An 18197-nucleotide genomic window follows, 5' to 3' on the forward strand; every position below is an offset into this window, starting at 1 on the left:
AGACTAGGGGCCGGTTCGGACATTTCCTTCCCGTACGGCGACGCTTTGCCCTGACGCAGCATCAGGGCGGAAGACTCATGGACGTGACCCAGAATCCGTCGCCGACGAGAACCCGCGGCGCCACCTTTCCCATCTATCTGGCGGCCAGTGCCGCCAGCCTGTTCGGCAATGCGGCCATCAACATCGTGCTGCCCTGGCTGGTGCTGGAGCGCACCGGCAACCCGTCACTCGCCGGGACGGTGGCGGCGGTCAGCGCCGTGCCGTCGGCCATCGCGGCCCTTGCCGGTGGGCACCTGATCGACCGCTTCGGCCGCCGCCGGATGAGCGTCCTGGCGGACATCGGCTCCGCGGCCTCGGTCGCGGCCCTGGCCGTCGTCGACCGGTTGACCGGCCTGGACCTGACCTGGTTCATCGTGCTGGGCATCACCGGTGCCCTCTTCGACCTGCCCGGCATGACGGCCCGCGAGACACTGATGGCCAATGTCAGCCACACCTCGGGCCGTTCGGTCGATGCCATCGCGGGTGCGCGGCAGGGTGTCTTCGGGCTGTCCTTCCTGCTGGGGCCGGCCATTGCGGGCCTGCTGCTCACCTGGCTGCCGGCCATCGGCGTGGTGTGGATCACCGCGGCCTGTTCCGCGTCGGCCGCGGTGCTGATCGCCGTGATGCCCTTGACCCCGATGCCGGAGGATCCAAGCCCCGAGGAAAATCCGCTGGGTGCGCTGGCGACGGTGCGACGATCCCGGCCGCTGACGCTGCTGATCGTGCTCAATGTCATCTCCACCCTGCTGGTGGCGCCCCTGCTGGCGGTGCTGCTGCCCGCACACTTCCAGGCCATGGGCCGGCCGGACCGCTTTGGCCTGTCGATGTCTGCCTTCGCCATCGGCACCGTGCTGGGCGGCGGTGTCTACGCCGGCCTGCTCAAGACACGACGCCTGGTGGCGTGGGTGGCGGGCAACCTGTTCTTCCTGCTCAGTTTCCTGCTGATCGCCCCGATGAGCGGATTCTGGCTGCCTGCGCTCGGCATGCTGGTGGCGGGCATCGGGCAGGGCATCCAGGGGCCGATCGTCTCGGTGCTGCTCACCGAACACGTCCCGGAGCGGCTGCGCGGACGCATCTTCGGGTTGCTCACCTCGCTGGGTGCGTTGGCCAGCCCCGTCGGCCTGGGCCTGATGGCCGTCCTGCTGGCGGGTCATCCGCTGCGGGTGGGTGGTTGGGCGCTGGCCACCGCCTGGGCACCCGTCGCCATCTGGGCCTGCCTCTCACCCGGGCTGAGGGGGTGGCTGGTCCGTGCTGACGATCAGTGAGGTGGCCCAGTATGCGGGAGTGAGCGTTCGTGCGGTGCGGCACTACCACCAGCTGGGCCTGCTCCCCGAACCCGTTCGCGACGAGCTGGGACACCGCCGCTATGACGCCGCCGCCCTGGTGATGCTGCGCCGGATCTCGACCCTGGCCGACGCGGGGGTGCCATTGCGACGGGCCCTCGACGAGGCGGTGGCCTCAGAGGACCATCGAAGCGACCCAACCGGCCAGTAGCAGCGGGATGTTGTAGTGCAGGAAGGTCGGCAGGACCGTGTCACGGATGTGGTCGTGCTGGCCGTCGGCGTTGAGGCCGGCGGTGGGGCCGAGCGTCGAGTCCGAGGCGGGAGAACCCGCGTCACCCAGCGCGCCGGCGGTGCCGATGATGGAGACGGTCGCCAACGGCGAGAAGCCCAGTGACGCGCACAGCGGCACGAAGATGGTGGTGATGATCGGCAGGGTGGAGAAGGAGGAGCCGATGCCCATGGTCACCAGCAGGCCGACCAGCAGCATCACGAAGGATCCCATCAGCTTGGAACCGCCGAAGATGTCGGCGCTGGCCTTGACCAGGGAGTCCACCTGGCCGGTGTCGGTCATCACCTGGGCGAAGCCCTGCGCGGCAATCATGATGAAGCCGATCATGGCCATCATCTTCATGCCGGAGTCGAAGACGGCGTCGGCCTCGCTCCACTTGATCACCCGGGCGGCGACGAAGACGGCGAAGCCCACCAGGGCACCCAGCAGCAGGGAGTCGGCCCAGATCTGGACGACGAGGCACAGCACCACGGCCGCCAGCGCGACGCCGATCCGGTAGGTGCTGACCGGCTCGCCCAGGTGCACGTCGCCCTGGCCCTCGATCGGGCGGTCCTCGTAGTGGCGGGGCTTGCGGTAGCTGAACAGCACCGCGACCAGCAGGCCGGAGGCCATGCCCAGCGCCGGGATGCCCATCGCCTTCATCACGTTGATGCCGTCGGTCTCCAGACCGGCCTTGTCGATGTTGGCGAGCAGGATGTCGTTGAGGAAGACATTGCCGAAGCCGTAGGGCAGGTACATGTAGGTGGTGACCAGGCCGAAGGTCATGATGCAGGCCAGCAGGCGACGGTCCACGTCGAAGCGGTTGAAGACCAGCAACAGCGGCGGCACCAGCAGCGGGATGAAGGCGATGTGGATGGGCACCAGGTTCTGGCTCATGATGGCGGCCACCAGCAGCACGCCCAGCAGGCCCCACTTGAGACCCTTGCTGCGGGCGCTGTCCTCGTCGCCTGCCTTGCGGATCACCCACGAGGCGAACGCCTGCGGCATGCCGGAGCGGGCGATGGCGACGGCGAAGGCGCCCAGCATCACGTAGCTCAGGGCAATCGAGGCGCCGTTGGCGATGCCCTCGGTGAATGACTCCATGGTGCGGGTCATGCCCATCCCGGCGCTGATCCCGCCCACCAGGGCCCCGAGGATCAGGGAGATCACGACGTGCACCCTCGCGAAGGACAGGGCGAGCATGACGACAACGGCGAGCACGACGGCATTCATGGGCAGACTCCAGGTGTGGGGGGGGGAATCGTGTTCACGGTAGTCGGTGACCGCTGGCCTGTCTCCTCGGCGGCCGAGCGTCGAGACATGGGGCGGGGTCGGTCCCGTGGGTACGGCTCAGGCGAGGGAGGAGAATTCCGAACTGGCAGGATGGAGCCATGACCCTGACCGCGCTCCGCAGCCGGGCCGTCGCACTGGCCGTGGCATGTGGTCTGTCCGGCGTCTGTCTGGCCGGGCCGGCCGTCCCCGTGCCCGGGGCCAGCGCTGCCGGAACCTGGTCCTCCGAGGTACTCTCGTCGTCGGAGGCCATGGGCGGTGGCTGCGCCGAACAGCTCTTCGTGGGGGTTCGCGGTTCCGGGGAGCCGGCGCCCTTCGGGCCCACCATCGCGTCGGTCCGGGACCAACTCTCGGCCACCGTCCCGCTGCGCACCACCGTCGTCTTCGTGGAGTACCCGGCAGTGTCACCGCACACGATGACCCAGGAGGAGGCCGAGAGCCAGCTGCTCGACCAGGACCCGGTGCGGGCTGGCTATGCGGATTCGGTGGCTCGGGGCGTGGCGAACCTGACCGAGCTGGTCATGTGGTCGGCGCAGTCCTGCCCGAAGCAGAAGGTGGTGCTGGCCGGCTTCTCCCAGGGCGCGCAGGTCATCACCACCGCCATGGGAGCCCCGCGGGTGGGAGGGGCTGTGACCACGGCGCTGCTGCTGGGCAACCCGTCGCACTTCCCGGGCCAGAACGTGCGCGAGCTCGACCAGCAGGTGGACACCCCGGCCATCGGGCTGGCCGCCGCCCTCGACTACCTGCGTGCCAAGTCCTTGCCAACTCCCACCACCGACCGCCGCACTGCCGTGCACAACCTGATCACCCATGTCTTCGAACTCCAGAAGGGCACCGTGACCACGGCAGACCTGGCCGGCACGCTGCAGCGCACCCGAGCGGTGCTCCCGGCCGAGGGTTATGCCACCACCTTCTCGGTCTGCCAGAGCGAGGACATGGTCTGCGACGCGGCGCCCGCGATGTCCCGGATCATGGCGTCCTCGAGCACCCTGAGCGACGAGTTCTCGCGCAGCCGCACGGTGCACAACGGCTATGGACCCGTGGTGGCCCGCCAGTCGCTGACCGAGATGGCGCGCATCCTCAATGCCGGGCCGAGCAGCAGCGCCCCGGCCCCGGCACCAGCCGAGGCGACGACCAGCTCCACCGCATCCTCCACCCCGGCCTCGATGGAGCGGGCCGGGAAGTTCGTCGCCCGGCCATGGGTCGCGGCCAGCCTCGGGGCGCTGGCGATGGCCGTCCTCGGGCTCGTCGGATCACTGGTGTGGCGGCGCTTCGGCGGGGGTGCTTCCCGATGAGCCTTCGCCGCCCTTCGCGCAGGGCACTCGCCCTGTCTGGCGCCGTGCTGGCGATGGTGCTCGCGCTGGTGGTCGCCGACTGGGTGGTGCGGCGCACCGTGGAGCAGCGGGTGGCCGCCGCGGCGGAATCCGTCGTGGGCACCCGCCCGAGCGTCGAGATCGGTGGCTGGTCTGCGCTGGTCGGCCTGGCCACGGACCGCTGGTCCAGCGTGCGGCTCACCGCGGAGCAGGCGAGTTCGACCATCGAGGGGCAGGACGTGCGGCTGGCGATGGACCTGGAGGGCCAGGGGGTGGAGGGTCTTGCCCGGGGCGAGACGATCACCACCCGGCGCGCCGTGGGCCATGCGACGCTCGGATGGCAGGACCTGGGCAGGCTGGCCCACATCAGGCTGGCCCCCGCGGGCGACGGTGGCGTCGTGGCCACCACCGATGTCACGGTGATGGGGGAGAGGGTCCCGATGCGGGTCGTCTCGCGCCCCACCATCGCCGTCGACGCGCAGCAGCTGCACCTGATGGAGGCCTCGGCCACTCTCGACGGGGTGGACGTGCCACCCGACGTCGTCAAGGGAATGCTGCCCCGGGTGCAGTCCAGGGTCGCTCTTCCGGCGCTGCCGGGGATGCGTTTCGTGACGGTGCAGGCGGAGACCGACGGGGCGCGGCTCGGGGTGGACGGCCGGGACCTGAGCCTTCGTCGGCCCTGACCTCAGCCCTGCGAGGCGAAGCGGTCCAGGTCTGGTTTGGTGCCCGAGATGATCAGGTGGTCTCCCTCGCGGATCACCGTGTCCGGTTCGGCATAGTGGAAGGGTTCGCCCTCCCTCTTCACCCCGACGACGGTGACCCGGTACTCGGTCCGCACGCCCGATTCGGCGAGGGACCGCTCCCAGGTGCTGGGCGGTGCGGTGACCCGGGCGATCGCGAAGCCGTCCTCGAACTCGAAGTAGTCGATCAGGTGGCGCGCCACCGCGTGTGCCACGCGCAGTCCCGCCGCGGCCTCTGGGTAGATGACGTGGTCGGCGCCCACCCGGTGCAGGATCTCCCCGTGGGTCTGGGAGGAGGCCTTGGCCCACACCTCCTTGATGCCGAATTCCTTGAGCTTGAGGACCGTGACCACCGAGGCCTCCACGTGGGCCATGCCCACCACAGCCACCGTCACGTGGCCCAGGCCCACCTGGTCGAGCGCCTCCGCGTCGGTCGCATCGAGCACCAGGACGTTGTCGAGCTCGAGGGCCAGCCGCGAGACCAGGGCGGGGTCCCGGTCGATGCCGAGCACCTCGACCCCCAGTTCGTTGAGTCGTCGGGCGGCGGCCCGGCCGAAGCGGCCGAGGCCCACCACCAGTGCCGTGTCGGGCGAACCGATCTGTTGCTTGCTGAACATGGCTGTCCTATCCGACCAGGGGGTCTTCTTGGGGAACTTCGTAGCGGCGTGGGCGGCTGTGCAAGGCCAGGGCGGTGGCCACCGTGACGGGGCCGACGCGGCCCAGGAACATCAGCACCATCAGCACGGCCCATGATCCCGGGCGGAGCAGGGGTGTCAGGTTCATCGACAGTCCCACGGTGCCGAAGGCGCTGATCACCTCGAAGGTCAGGGCATGCAGCGGCTGATTCTCCAGGCTTGCCAGCACCAGGATCGCGGTGAAGACGACGGCGGTGGCCAAGGTGGTCACCGCCAGGGCCTGACGGGTCAGGGCCGAGCTGATCTTTCGCCCACCGAAGACGGTCTTGGCCTCGCCGGCGATCTCGGTGGAGACGGCGAGCAGGAGCACCGCGACGGTTGTCACCTTGATGCCGCCGGCTGTGCCCGCCGAACCACCACCGATCAGCATCAACCCGAAGTTGATGGCCAGCGTCGGTTGGCTGGCCTGGGCGTAGTCGATGGAGTTGAAGCCGGCAGTGCGTGGGAAGACGCTCCCACCGAGCGCGCCGAGGGCCTTGCCGGACCACGACTGCCCGCCCAGGGTGCCGGGATTGTTCCATTCGAAGACGACGAAGGTGAGGTAACCCGCCACCAGCAGGGCCAGCGTGCCCAGCACCGTCAGGCGCAGGTGCACGGAGGGGACGCGCCGGCTGGTGTGGCCCCGGTGCCTTTCCAGCAGTTCCAGGTAGACGGGGAAGCCCAGGCCGCCGGCCACGATGGCCACACAGATCGGCAGTATCACGAAGGGGTCGGCGTTGAAGCTGACGAGATTGTCCGAGTAGAGCGCGAAGCCGGCATTGTTGAAGGCCGAGACGGCGTGGAAGAAGCCCCGCCACAGGGCGGAGGGCAGCTCGTACCCGAGGCAGAGGAAACGTCCGGTGAGCAGCACCATGATGGCGCCCTCCGCGGCCATCGTCATGGTCAGGATGCGGCGAGGGATGTTCTCGATCCCGGTGATCGTGGAGCGGGTCTCGGTCTGCGCCAGGCGGGCCGTGCGATGGTCCACCCGGCGCACCACATGGAAGAGCAGCATGCTGGTCAGGGTCATGATGCCGAAGCCGCCGAGCTGGACCAGTGCCAGGATGACCACCTGGCCCAGCGGGCTCCAGTGGGTTGCGGTGTCGACCACGGCCAGGCCCGTGATGCACAGCGCCGACATCGCGGTGAAGGAGGCCTGCCACCACCCGGTGTGGTTGCCCGGCGTGGTGGCGGCGGGAAGCAGCAGCAGGGCGGTGCCGGTGAGCCAGCCGACCAGGTAGGCCAGCGGGACCAGCCGTCCGGGGCGCTGCGAGAAGATTCTACGCACTGCAGCAGCGTAATGCAGCCGTGGCGCTCACCCTGTTCGGCGAAGCGCCACGGCTTTCGGGCGGGGTGTGGATCAACCGGTGCCGATCAGGCGTCGACGACCACCGGGATCACCACGGGGCTGCTGCGGCGGCCGCGCTGGAACCAGTTGGTGACGGTGCGGCGCACCTCGTGCTCCAGCTGCTCCTGCTCCGTGCGGCCTGCGGCCACGGCACTGTGCAGTGCCTTCTGGATCTTTGGCGTGAGCTCCTGGAACTCCTCGTCGCTGGGCAGGGTGCCCTTGCTGATGTACTCGGGGTCCTCGACGATGTTGCCGGTCTTCGGATCGATGAAGAGCAGCACGGTGACCATGCCGTCCTCGGCCAGGGCGCGACGCTCGGCGAGGGTGTCGTCATTGACGACGTCCACCTGGCCGCCCTCGACGAAGACCTGGCGGGCGGGAACCTGCCCGACCACCTGGATCCGGCCCTTGACCAGGTCGATCACCGCACCGTCGCGCACGACGACGACGTGGTCCTCCGGGACGCCGGTGCGCTTGGCGATGCTGGCCTGGGCGTCCAGGTGGCGCCACTCGCCGTGGATCGGCAGCACATTGCGGGGCTTGATGATGTTGTGGCAGTAGGCCAGCTCGCCCGCCGAGGCGTGGCCGGAGGTGTGCACCTTGGCATTGCCCTTGTGCACCACATTGGCGCCCAGTTCGGAGAGCTGATTGATGATGTTGTAGATGGAGCTCTCGTTGCCGGGGATCAGCGAGCTGGCCAGAAGCACGGTGTCACCGGGGCCCACCTTGATCTGGTGGTCGTTCTTGGCGATCCGGGCCAGGGCCGCCATCGGCTCGCCCTGCGAACCGGTGCAGATCAGCACGGTCTTGTTGTCGGGCATCCGGGTGAGGTCGCGGTGGTCCACCAGCACGCCCTCGGGGATCTTGAGGTAGCCGAGGTCGCGTGCGATGCCCATGTTGCGCACCATGGAGCGGCCGACGAAGGCCACCTTGCGGCCATGCTCCTGGGCGGCGTCGATCACCTGCTGGATGCGGTGCACGTGGCTGGCGAAGCTGGAGACGATGATCCGCTTCGGGGAGGTGCGGAAGACCTCGGCGATGGCGGGGGCCAGGTCACGCTCGCCGGTGGTGAAGCCGGGCACCTCGGCATTGGTGGAGTCGGGCATGAAGACGTCGACGCCCTCCTCCCCGAAGCGGGCGAAGGCGCGCAGGTCCGTGATGCGCTCGTCCAGCGGGAACTGGTCCATCTTGAAGTCGCCGGTGTTCAGCACCGTGCCGCCCGCGGTGCGGACGAAGACGGCCAGACCATCAGGGATGGAGTGGTTCACCGCGGCGAACTCGCAGTCGAAGGTGCCGATGTGGACGCGGTCGCCCTCGCGGACGGTGCGGAGCACGGGCTTGATCCGGTACTCCTGCAGCTTGGCGCTGATCAGGGCCAGCGTCAGCCCGGAGCCGATCAGCGGGATGTCGGGGCGCAGCTGCAGCAGGTAGGGCACGCCGCCGATGTGGTCCTCGTGGCCGTGGGTGAGCACGATGCCCTCGACGTCGTCGAGGCGGTCTGCGATCCAGGCGAAGTCCGGCAGGATCACGTCGATGCCGGGCTGGTCGGGGTCCGGGAAGAGGACTCCGCAGTCGATGATGAGCATGCGTCCGTCGAATTCGAGGACGTGCATGTTGCGGCCCACCTCACCCAGGCCACCGAGTGGGATGAGGCGCAGCACGCCCTTCTCTGCGGGGGCGGGTTCGCCGGTGCGTGGGCGGGGCTTGCGGGTCTGGTTGGAACGATTTCGAGCCATGGGTGCTCCTTCGTGAGCGTTCAGGTGCCGGCCGGGCCAGCGTGGTCGTGGGTCAGGGATTCGAGCGTGACGTCGGGGTTGCGCTGGCCGAACCAGCGGGCCTGCCAACTGTCAGCGAACAGCGCCAACCAGGTGCCGTCGCTGCGCTCGGCTGCCTCGGCGCCCGGATAGGCGTCGACGGCGGGGGCATCCTGCTTCTGGATGCCCATGGCCAGCCCGAGAGGGAGCTGGTCCAATCGGATCGGAGCATGGAATTCGTGCTCCATGCGGTGCGAGACGACCTCGAACTGCATGGGGCCGACGGCGGCGAGGATCGGCATCTGGCTGGGGCGACGCTCGGAGCGCAGCACCTGGATGACGCCCTCCTGGTCCAGCTGTTCGATGCCGCGCTGGAACTGCTTGTGCTTCGACGGGTCCATCGCGCTGGCCTGCCGGAAGTGCTCCGGCGGGAAGGTGGGGATCTCCGGGAAGGTGACGGGTTCCTCGAGGTAGAGGCTGTCCCCGGCGCGCACGTCGCCGGCATTGACCAAGCCGATCACGTCGCCGGGCCACGCCTCCTCGATGGTCTCACGTTCCCGTCCGAAGACACCCGACGCGTACTTGGTGGCCAACTGACGGCCGGTGGCGGCGCGGGTCACCACGTCACCGCGGTGGAAGATGCCGGAGCAGATCCGGGCGAATGCCAGCCGGTCGCGGTGGTTGCGGTCCATGCCGGCCTGCACCTTGAAGACCTGGGCGCTGAAGGGTGCCTCCAGCGGTCGCGGGGCGCCGTCGGCGTCGGGGCGGGCGTGCGGCGGCGGAGCGAGCTCGCTGAGCACGTCGAGCAGCTGTCCGATGCCGAAGTTCAGTACCGCGGCGGCGAAGAGCACGACGGTGGAGCGCTGCGCCAGGTAGTCCTCGAGGTCGTGTTCGTAACCGTCCAGGGTCAGCAGTTCGGCCTCCTCGACGGCGGTGGTCCAGGTCTCGCCCATGGCAGCCTCGGCCTGCTGCGGCGTCATCCTCTTCTCGATGGCCAGCGTGCTGCCGCCCGGGGTGCGGGTGTACTGGACGTACTCGCCGCTGCGGATGTCCAGCACACCGTGGAAGTCGCCGGAGATGCCGACGGGCCAGGTCAGCGGGGTGGGGCGCATGCCCGTGCGCTCCTGCACCTCGTCGAGCAGTGCCAGTGCGTCGTGGCCCGGCCGGTCCCACTTGTTGATCACGGTGATGATCGGGATGCCGCGTTGCTTGCAGACGCCGAAGAGCTTCATGGTCTGCGGCTCCATGCCCTTGGCGGCGTCCAGCAGCATGATGACGCTGTCGACGGCGGTCAGCACCCGGTAGGTGTCCTCGGAGAAGTCGGCGTGGCCGGGGGTGTCGACCACATTGAAGACCAGCCCGTCATGGGTGAACTGGATGGCTGAAGAACTGATGGAGATGCCACGGTCCTTCTCCATCTCCATCCAGTCGCTGACCGTGGCCTTGCGGCCGGCCTTGCCATGCGTGGCGCCGGCCTCGTTGAGCACGTGCGCGTGGAGGAGGAGTGCCTCGGTGAGGGTCGACTTGCCGGCGTCGGGGTGGCTGATCACCGCGAAGGTGCGGCGACGCGCCGCCTGGTTGAGCAGTTCTGTGGTGTCCGCGGACAAGGGTCTCCCAATGATGTTGTCGTAGGCACTGAGCCTATCGTGCCGGGCTGAAGGCTCGCTGGGCTGGCAGGATGGGGGTGTCGCTCGGGGGCGGCGAACCCAGGAGGAGTCCGTCCGTGTTGCCACGCCCCGAAGCGCCGCTGGCAGATCCTGCCATGCCCACGGAGGCCGTGCACCGCGGGCTGCGGATGCTGGCGCTGGGCACCTGGCTGGCTGTTCTCCTGGTCGGTGGTTCCCGGCTGGTTGCCTCCTTCGGCCACGGCCCGTGGTCCGACGCGGGACTGGCCCTGTTTGCAGCCCATCACCTGGTGGTGCTGGCGGGGCTGCTGTGGTGGTCGCGGTCCCGGACCGTGATGACGGTGGCCGGGGTGCTGCTGGTCCTGGGCTGGCTGGCCCTGCTGCCGCAGTGGCGCCAGCTGCCCATGGGGACGATGTGGGCGCCGGGTTACCTCGGCTTCTCGTGGGCCATCTGGACCACCATGACGGGTCCGCGCCGCCGCCAGGAGCTGTTGGTGTGGCTGGTCTTCGTGGTGCTGGGCCTGATGGACCTCGCGCTCCTGATGTGGCGTGACTGGCCGGTGCCGGGCACGGTGGTCCTGACCGGTCTGTGGTTCCTGGTCCCCACGGCACCGCTGTTGCTCTTCGGTCTCGCCCTGCGCCGGGTGGCCCGCCACCTGGAGTGGCAGATCGTGCAGAGTGAGGCCTCCGCCCGGGAGGGGGAGGAGCGACGCGCACAGGCCGCGGACCGGGCCGAGGCCGCCCGGCTGCTGCACGACCACGTCCTGCACGCCCTGCATGCCGTGGCCCATGTGGGCGACGGGGGAGTCACGCCGCGGATGGCCAGCCGGGAGTGCCGCGCCGCCCTGGGGGAGCTCGCGCGTCCCCGCAACGCCGAGCCCGTGTCGTCCGTACGAGAGCTGCTGGTCAACGACTCCCTGGTCCGCGGGATGTGCCTGGTGCCGGAAGGGGAGACCGGTCTGCTGCCCACAGACGTCGCCGAGGCGATGGCCGCGGCGACACACGCCGCGCTGGTCAATGTCCGTGACCATGCCCGCACCAGTGCCGTCCAGCTGGCGCTGCGGCGGGGTGGGTCCGCCGCCCGCGTCGTGGTGCGCGACGAAGGCGTCGGCTTCCATCCGGGCAAGGTCCCTCACACCCGGCTGGGGGTGCGCCGCTCGATCCGTGAGCGGATGGAGGACATCGGTGGCGAGGCGAGTGTGGTGAGTGCGCCGGGGCAGGGCACGGAGGTGACTCTCAGCTGGCCCAGGGTCCGGGAGGACGGGCCGGATCCGGCCTGGTCCGCCGGGGCGCGCCGGGAGCTGGCCCGGCTGCTGGGGCGGACCGCCTGGCCGGGGATGCTGGCGACCCTGGTGGCCATGCCCATTCTTGGGCCCTCTACGGGTGGCTGGCCCGTCGTCCTGGTTGCCCTGGCGGCACTGCTGGTCGGGTGGTGGGGCACCCACTCTTTCGCGGACGAACCCGCCCTGCCCGGCCGGGCCGTGGTCTTCCTGGTCGTGAGCGTGGCCTGCTGGTGCCTGACCCTGTGGCTGGGGCCCGAGAGCCTAGGGATGGTCAGCCAGCACCAGTTGTGGCCCTTGTGGGCGTGCGTCTCCCTGCTGCACCTCGCCGTGCTGTGCCTGTCACCGGTCGGGGGTCTGGCGGCCGTCGCTGGCTGGCTGGTGTTGGTGATGGCCGGGCTCGAGGTGCTCCATCCCGCGCTGGAGTGGCGCCGCTTCACCTCCATGTGGATGATCCCGGTGGGTGATGGTCTGATGACCATCGCCGTACTTGTGGCCTTCCAGCACCTGGTCTCGCGCCAGTTCTCCGAGCGGGAGCTCACCGAACTCAGCCGACGCTCCGCCGCCCGGGTGCGGAAGGCGTCCAGCCTGCAGGAGTTCTGGTCCGCGCAGGTGACGGCGGAGGCCATGCCGCTGATGAAGGCCGTCGCGGAGGGCGACGGGCGGGTCAGCCGGGAGCAGATCGACCAGGCCCTGCTGCTGGAGGCAACCCTGCGCGACGAGCTGCTCCTGGGGCCCGACCAGCCGAGGATCCTGACCGTCCTCAACGACCTGCGACGCCGCGGCTGGCACATCAACACTCCCTCGGTGACACCCGCGGAGCGAAAATTCCTGGACGGGATGGCGTACTGGACGTCGAAGATCGGTGATCCCGTGTGTTTCAAGCAGGAGCTGAAGGTCACGATGTCCGGCGCTCAGGCGGTGCTGGTGGTGCTGGAGCCCAGCGAGGAGCAGGTGGCCCTGTGGCGGCGCACCGCCCAGGAGATGGGTGCCGAGCTGGACCACGACGAGCACTTCGCCCGCCTGCGTGCCAGCCTGCCCGGGGAAGCCAGCAGCTCCTTCCCCCTGTGAGCCTTCACGCTCAGGCGAGTGGGTTCGCTCAGGCGAGTGGGTTCCCGGCAGCCGCTCGGGTTTCCGGCAGCCGCTCGGGATCGTGCGATCCGAGTGTGTTGCAACACACTCGGGTGTCCAGAACCCACGCGTCACGCCGGATCCTGCTCGTCTGGCGCCGGGCTCGTCCTGGGCGGGCCGGCGAGGCCACAATGACTCCACGTGCCGCAACATCCGCCCGCTGAACAACTTCGAGTCGCCCGCCACCGACGACGAGGTCCACGCCGCTGCGCTGCAATATGTCCGCAAGGTGGCGGGCACCACGAAGCCGAGCAAGGCCAACCAGGAGGCCTTCGACCGAGCGGTGGAGGAGACCGCCCACATCACGCGTCACCTCGTGGACGACCTGGTCACCACCGTCCCGCCCAAGGATCGCGAGGCCGAGGCAGCCAAGGCCAGGGCCCGCGCCCAGCAGCGCTACGCGAGCTGACCGAACGCTGCCGCGGTGTCCCGGAACAGACGAGTGGGGCGGCCCGGAGAACCGCCCCACCCTTGTGGTCTTGTCTCTTGTGGTCTTGTCTCTTGTGGTCTTGTTCAGTACTTCTGCTCCTCGGGCTCGTCGCCGAGGTGGTTTCCGTCGTCATCGCGGCCGTGGGCGCCGACGCCCTGGGGTTCGCGCCCGACGGTGTCCTGACCCTCGGTGGGCTCCTGGGACGCGCCGCCGAACGAGGAATCGTCCTGCGGGGTGTTCTCGAAGGTGCCCTGGCCCAGCTCGGTCTCGCCCTGCTCGTTGCCGAAACCCTGGGCACCATCGCGTGCCTGGTCCGGGTCCTCGCGCGGTGCGAAGTCGTTGTTCTCGCTCATGGTCTTCCTCCTTCGTGCTCTGTCTGCGGTGTGCCGTAGCGGTGGATTCCACTGGCTCCACGGTGGCATTCGAGGAGGGCCACGTCCGAGCGGTTCAGCTGGCCGCGGACAAGGCTTTCCAAACATCACCCTGCCGCGTTTCAGGCACCGGGAGAAGGACCGACCAACAACCTTGAGCCGACCCGGCTCAAGTCATGGGGAATAACCCCGAAAGAACCATGATTGAGTCAGGTGAACTCAATCTTGGCCTTGAGTGACTGGCCCTCAAGGCCTAGAGTTGAGTCCGTAAGGCTCAAGGGGCTAGCCCCGAGGCCTGGACAACAACGAAGAGCTTCCCGGGCAGACCGCCCAGCGGCTCCCGGTACACATCTGACAAGCAACAACACTGTTTTTTACAACATTGGAGGAATCACCATGGCTCGTGCAGTCGGTATCGACCTCGGCACCACCAACTCCGTCGTCGCCGTCCTGGAGGGTGGCGACCCCACTGTCATCCCGAACGCCGAAGGCGCTCGCACCACCCCGTCGGTGGTCGCCTTCTCGAAGACCGGTGAGGTCCTGGTGGGCGAGGTCGCCAAGCGCCAGGCCGTCACCAACATCGATCGCACCATTCGCTCCGTCAAGCGCCACATGGGCACTGACTGGAGCATCAAGATCGACGGCAAGGACTACAAGCCCCAGCAGATCAGCGCCTTCGTGCTGCAGAAGCTGAAGCGTGACGCCGAGGCCTACCTGGGTGAGCCCGTCACCAATGCCGTCATCACCGTCCCGGCCTACTTCTCGGACGCCGAGCGCCAGGCCACCAAGGAGGCCGGCGAGATCGCGGGCCTGACCGTCGACCGCATCATCAACGAGCCCACCGCGGCCGCCCTGGCCTACGGCCTGGACAAGGACGAGCAGACCGTGCTGGTCTTCGACCTCGGTGGCGGCACCTTCGACGTCTCGCTGCTGGAGATCGCCGACGGCGTCTTCGAGGTGAAGGCCACCAAGGGTGACAACCGCCTCGGTGGCGATGACTGGGACCAGCGCGTCGTCGACTGGCTGGTTACCCAGTTCAAGAACAAGAACGGCATTGACCTGAGCCAGGACAAGATGGCCAAGCAGCGCCTGCAGGAGGCCGCCGAGCGCGCCAAGATCGAGCTGTCCTCCGCCCAGGAGGCCTCCATCAACCTGCCCTACATCACGGCCGGCGCCGAGGGCCCGCTGCACCTGGACGAGAAGCTCACCCGCTCCGAGTTCCAGCGCATGACCCAGGACCTGCTGGACCGCTGCAAGGTTCCCTTCAACGCCGTGATCAAGGACGCCGGCACCTCGGTGGACAAGATCGACCAGGTCATCCTGGTGGGTGGCTCGACCCGCATGCCCGCCGTCGCCGAACTGGTGAAGCAGCTGTCTGGCAAGGAGCCCAACAAGGGCGTCAACCCCGACGAGGTCGTCGCCCTGGGCGCCAGCCTGCAGGCCGGCGTGCTGAAGGGTGAGGTGAAGGACGTGCTGCTGCTCGACGTGACCCCGCTGAGCCTCGGCATCGAGACCAAGGGTGGCGTGATGACCAAGATCATCGAGCGCAACACCACGATCCCCACCAAGCGCTCCGAGGTCTTCACCACGGCCGAGGACAACCAGCCGTCGGTGATGATCCAGGTCTACCAGGGTGAGCGTGACTTCGCCCGCGACAACAAGTCGCTCGGCAACTTCGAGCTCACCGGCCTGATGCCCGCCCCGCGCGGCGTGCCGCAGGTCGAGGTGACCTTCGACATCGACGCCAACGGCATCGTGCACGTCCACGCCAAGGACATGGCCACCGGCAAGGAGCAGAGCATGACTGTCACCGGCGGTTCCGCCCTGGGCAAGGACGACATCGACCGCATGATGAAGGACGCCGAGGCCCACGCCGAGGAGGACAAGAAGCGTCGCGAGGCCGTCGAGATGCGCAATGAGGCCGATGCCCTGGCCTTCCGCACGGAGAAGCTGCTGGCCGACAATGCCGAGAGCATCTCGGACGACGTCAAGGCCCCCGTGGTCGAGAGCCTCGACAAGCTGAAGGAGGCCCTGAAGGGCACCGACAACAACGACGAGGTCAAGGCCGCCATGGATGACCTGAACGAGAAGGCCTCGGCCATGGGTCAGGCCATGTATGCCGCCACCCAGGCCCAGCAGCAGTCCGAGGCCCCGGCCGAGGGTGAGGCTGCCGGCGAGCAGGCCGCCTCGGACGACGACGTCGTCGACGCCGAGATCGTCGACGAGGAGAAGAAGGACAACTGATCCTGGTTCTCCGGTGAGCCCGGGGCGGTGGTGGACCCATCGCCCCGGGCCCTTCCGAAGGACCATGATCAACGGTGGTTCGCCCGTCAGATGCAAGATCAAGAAGTTCCGACAAGCACAGACGACGTCAGCAGATATGAGGAGACCATGAGCGAGAATCAGCCGCAGGAGCCCCTGGACCCCCAGGGCGAGGAGCTCAGCGAGCAGACCCGCCAGGAGATCGACGAGGCACTGGCCGGTGCCGAGGCACCGGTGGAGGGCAGTGTCGAGGAGCCGGCCGATCGCGTCGCCGAACTCGTGTCCCTGGTGGCCGAGCGCACCCTTGACCTGCAGCGACTTCAGGCCGAGTACGTCAACTACAAGCGTCGCGTCGACCGTGACCGCCAGATGGCCAAGCAGCAGGGGGCCGAGGGCATCGTGCGCGAGCTGATGCCGGTGATGGACAGCATCCACATGGCCCGCCAGCACGATGAGTTGACCGGCGTTTTCAAGATGGTGGCCGACGAGCTGGGCAAGCTTGCCGAGAAGCACGGTCTGGTGGCCTTCGGTGAGGTGGGCGACGAGTTCGACCCGAACCTCCACGAGGCCCTGATGCAGGTTCCGCTGCCCGGCGCCACCACCACCTGCGTCTCGCAGGTGATGCAGCGTGGCTACCAGATGAACGAGCGCGTGCTGCGCCCGGCCCGCGTCGCCGTCAGCGACCCGGATCCCGACGCGGCCGCGGACCCCGCGAAGACCGAGTACTGAGTACAGGGAAGGAGGAGGCGCCATGAGCGTTAAGGACTACGCGGACAAGGACTACTACAAGGTCCTCGGCGTCTCCAAGGACGCCAAGCCCGAGGAGATCAAGAAGGCCTTCCGCAAGCTGGCCCGGGAGAACCACCCGGACCAGCACCCCGGCGATGCCAGGGCAGAGCAGCGCTTCAAGGACGTCTCGGAGGCAAACTCCGTGCTGTCCGATCCCAAGAAGCGCAAGGAGTACGACGAGGCCCGCAGCCTCTTCGGCGGGGGCGGATTCCGCTTCCCGCGTGGCGGCCAGCCCGGCAGTGCGCCGGGCGGCGTCAACGTCGAGGACCTCTTCCGCAATGCCCAGGCCGGCGGCGGTCTGGGCGACATCTTCGGTGACCTGTTCGGCCAGGCGGCCGGCGGGACCAACCGTCGCGGGGGCGGACGTGTCACCCGTCGTGGCGCCGACGTCGAGGGCGACGTGACGATCAGCTTCGAGCAGGCCGTCGACGGCACCACCGTCGGCGTGCAGATGGTCTCCGAGGCTGCCTGCGCCGCCTGTCGGGGCACCGGCGCCAAGGCCGGCACCGTCCCAGAGGTCTGCCAGACCTGTCAGGGATCCGGGGTGCGCACCTCCACCAATGGTGGCGTCTTCGGCATCACCGAAACGTGCACGGACTGCAAGGGCCGGGGCCTGGTGGTGAAGGAGGCCTGCGAGGTGTGTAGCGGCTCCGGACGCGCCAAGTCCGCCAAGACCATGCAGGTACGGATCCCTGCGGGCGTCACCGATGGCCAGAAGATCCGGATCAAGGGCAAGGGCTCGCCGGGCGAGAACGGCGGCCCCAACGGGGATCTGTACGTTCTGGTGCACGTGCGGCCGCACCCGCTCTTCGGGCGCAAGGATGACCACCTCACCATCACGGTGCCGGTCACCTTCCCCGAGGCGGCGCTGGGGGCCGAGATCGAGGTGCCCACGCTCAAGGGCGGCAAGGTCAAGCTCCGGATTCCCGCCGGCACCCCCAATGGCCGCACCTTCCGGGTGCGCGGCAAGGGCGTGGCGCGCAGCAATGGCACGACGGGTGACCTGCTGGTGACCGTCGAGGTGGAGGTGCCCGCCGAGCTGGACGAGGACGCCAAGCGGGCCCTGGCCGAATTCGGCCGGGCGCTCGGGAACAGGAACCCGCGGGCAGGGCTGTTCGGGAACGTCTCATGAGTGAGAAGTACCCGCAGGTCGTGGACCGCGACGCCGCCATCTTCGCCATCGGCGTCGCGGCCAACCTGGCCGGCATGCACCCGCAGACCCTGCGGCAGTACGACCGGCTGGGCCTCGTGGTCCCGCACCGCTCCCGCGGGCGTGGGCGCCGCTACTCGCCACGTGATGTGGCGAAGTTGCGGCTGGTGCAGCACCTCTCGCAGGAGGAGGGGATCAACCTCAGCGGCATCCAGCGGATCCTGGAGTTGGAGAACGAGCTGGACCGGGTGCGCCACCAACTGGCCGAGGCCAATGCGCTGCTCGACGAGGCGCGTGCCGCCCGGCTTGCCCCTGCAGGGACACGTCTGTTCACAGCCGGGGCCTCCGGTGACGTGCACCTGGGGCGGCCCGTCGTGCGCCGTCAGCTGGCACTTCCTGGGCGATGAACACATCTGCACCAGGTAGTCCACATATGTCCGTTTTGACGTG

General features: G+C 68.7%; 16 protein-coding genes. 10 read left to right on the top strand and 6 right to left on the bottom strand.

What is annotated here, in order from left to right:
• Nucleotides 1-83 precede the first annotated feature (83 nt).
• Both EDD41_RS12670 and EDD41_RS12675 read left to right on the top strand, forming a co-directional pair.
• Nucleotides 84-1304, top strand: coding sequence for an MFS transporter (locus tag EDD41_RS12670; protein WP_170165375.1), 1221 nt, complete (start codon nucleotides 84-86; stop codon nucleotides 1302-1304).
• Between the two features lie 19 nt (nucleotides 1305-1323).
• Nucleotides 1324-1533, top strand: a complete 210-nt coding sequence (locus EDD41_RS12675) for a MerR family transcriptional regulator (protein ID WP_245995650.1) — start codon at nucleotides 1324-1326, stop codon at nucleotides 1531-1533.
• Here the strand turns inward: EDD41_RS12675 and EDD41_RS12680 are convergent.
• Nucleotides 1498-2823, bottom strand: a complete 1326-nt coding sequence (locus EDD41_RS12680; protein ID WP_094763245.1) for a Na+/H+ antiporter family protein — start codon at nucleotides 2821-2823, stop codon at nucleotides 1498-1500. The genes EDD41_RS12675 and EDD41_RS12680 overlap by 36 nt on opposite strands.
• 158 nt (nucleotides 2824-2981) lie before the next feature.
• Here EDD41_RS12680 and EDD41_RS12685 point away from each other — a divergent pair, with 158 nt between their 5' ends.
• Nucleotides 2982-4175, top strand: coding sequence for a cutinase family protein (locus EDD41_RS12685; RefSeq protein WP_123576158.1), 1194 nt, complete (start codon nucleotides 2982-2984; stop codon nucleotides 4173-4175).
• Complete coding sequence (locus EDD41_RS12690) at nucleotides 4172-4876, top strand: LmeA family phospholipid-binding protein (protein ID WP_170165376.1); 705 nt, start codon at nucleotides 4172-4174, stop codon at nucleotides 4874-4876. Before EDD41_RS12685 ends, EDD41_RS12690 begins: the two co-directional genes overlap by 4 nt.
• A 2-nt stretch (nucleotides 4877-4878) precedes the next feature.
• On the opposite strand, the gene EDD41_RS12695 is transcribed toward EDD41_RS12690, so the two are convergent.
• From EDD41_RS12695 to EDD41_RS12710, 4 genes are all read right to left on the bottom strand, one after another.
• Nucleotides 4879-5550, bottom strand: a complete 672-nt coding sequence (locus EDD41_RS12695; RefSeq protein ID WP_123576160.1) for a potassium channel family protein — start codon at nucleotides 5548-5550, stop codon at nucleotides 4879-4881.
• A gap of 7 nt (nucleotides 5551-5557) precedes the next feature.
• Complete coding sequence (locus tag EDD41_RS12700; protein ID WP_211336660.1) at nucleotides 5558-6895, bottom strand: TrkH family potassium uptake protein; 1338 nt, start codon at nucleotides 6893-6895, stop codon at nucleotides 5558-5560.
• 86 nt (nucleotides 6896-6981) lie between these two features.
• Nucleotides 6982-8691 (bottom strand): ribonuclease J, encoded by a 1710-nt coding sequence (locus tag EDD41_RS12705; protein ID WP_123576162.1) that lies wholly within the window; start codon nucleotides 8689-8691, stop codon nucleotides 6982-6984.
• A gap of 20 nt (nucleotides 8692-8711) precedes the next feature.
• Nucleotides 8712-10316 carry a peptide chain release factor 3 gene (locus EDD41_RS12710; RefSeq protein ID WP_170165377.1) on the bottom strand — a complete coding sequence of 535 codons (1605 nt, stop codon included), beginning with the start codon at nucleotides 10314-10316 and terminating at the stop codon, nucleotides 8712-8714.
• A 116-nt stretch (nucleotides 10317-10432) separates the two neighbouring features.
• On the opposite strand from EDD41_RS12710, the gene EDD41_RS12715 reads away from it, so the two are divergent.
• Together EDD41_RS12715 and EDD41_RS12720 are read left to right on the top strand one after the other, a co-directional pair.
• Entirely contained in the window at nucleotides 10433-12685 is a 2253-nt protein-coding gene (locus tag EDD41_RS12715) for a sensor histidine kinase (protein ID WP_123576163.1), read from the top strand.
• A gap of 82 nt (nucleotides 12686-12767) precedes the next feature.
• The gene (locus tag EDD41_RS12720) at nucleotides 12768-13154 is read left to right on the top strand and encodes a DUF2277 domain-containing protein (RefSeq protein ID WP_245995651.1); all 387 of its coding nucleotides are present in this window, start codon (nucleotides 12768-12770) and stop codon (nucleotides 13152-13154) included.
• 104 nt (nucleotides 13155-13258) lie between these two features.
• Here the strand turns inward: EDD41_RS12720 and EDD41_RS12725 are convergent, their stop codons facing one another.
• Nucleotides 13259-13528 (bottom strand): hypothetical protein, encoded by a 270-nt coding sequence (locus tag EDD41_RS12725; protein ID WP_094763238.1) that lies wholly within the window; start codon nucleotides 13526-13528, stop codon nucleotides 13259-13261.
• A 414-nt stretch (nucleotides 13529-13942) separates the two neighbouring features.
• Between EDD41_RS12725 and dnaK the strand changes: the two genes are divergently transcribed.
• From dnaK to EDD41_RS12745, 4 genes are all read left to right on the top strand, one after another.
• Nucleotides 13943-15790, top strand: a complete 1848-nt coding sequence (dnaK, locus tag EDD41_RS12730) for a molecular chaperone DnaK (protein ID WP_123576164.1) — start codon at nucleotides 13943-13945, stop codon at nucleotides 15788-15790.
• Nucleotides 15791-15937: 147 nt separating this feature from the next.
• Nucleotides 15938-16537, top strand: coding sequence for a nucleotide exchange factor GrpE (locus EDD41_RS12735; RefSeq protein ID WP_123576165.1), 600 nt, complete (start codon nucleotides 15938-15940; stop codon nucleotides 16535-16537).
• Nucleotides 16538-16559: 22 nt separating this feature from the next.
• Nucleotides 16560-17729: a molecular chaperone DnaJ gene (gene dnaJ, locus EDD41_RS12740; protein ID WP_094763235.1), complete on the top strand. Its 1170-nt coding sequence runs from the start codon at nucleotides 16560-16562 to the stop codon at nucleotides 17727-17729.
• Entirely contained in the window at nucleotides 17726-18154 is a 429-nt protein-coding gene (locus EDD41_RS12745) for a heat shock protein transcriptional repressor HspR (protein WP_123576166.1), read from the top strand. The genes dnaJ and EDD41_RS12745 overlap by 4 nt, the downstream gene beginning before the upstream one ends.
• Nucleotides 18155-18197 lie beyond the last annotated feature (43 nt).

Origin of the sequence: Luteococcus japonicus, from assembly GCF_003752415.1 — a bacterium.
GTDB classification, from domain to species: domain Bacteria; phylum Actinomycetota; class Actinomycetes; order Propionibacteriales; family Propionibacteriaceae; genus Luteococcus; species Luteococcus japonicus.